This is a genomic window from Paraburkholderia sp. SIMBA_027 (assembly GCF_046535315.1).
In the GTDB taxonomy this organism is placed as follows: Bacteria; Pseudomonadota; Gammaproteobacteria; order Burkholderiales; family Burkholderiaceae; genus Paraburkholderia; species Paraburkholderia tropica.
The window spans coordinates 1-241 of record NZ_JAWRWY010001466.1 but is presented as its reverse complement, the minus strand read 5'-3'; the positions used below and the strand labels follow the sequence as shown (position 1 = coordinate 241).

General features: G+C 64.7%; 1 pseudogene. It reads left to right on the top strand.

What is annotated here, in order from left to right:
• A pseudogene (locus SB764_RS44060) lies at positions 1–241 on the top strand (hypothetical protein); the annotation flags it as partial.

Genomic DNA, 241 nt, shown 5'->3' with positions numbered 1-241 from the left:
AGCGGTCTGGCCCTATTTCTATGCCGGGACCATGGGCTGGGTACAGCGCGACTCGATCGAGCGTCTGCGCCACGCCAAGCGCTATTCCGGCTTCTTCTCTTCGATCTGCACCAATCCCGCCTGGACCGGCTTCACCATGGCAACCGGCACGCTGCGCGGCCCGGATCCCCGCGAGATGGCCCGCACCGATTGCGTCGTTATCTGGGGCACGAATGCGGTCGCGACGCAGGTCAACGTCATG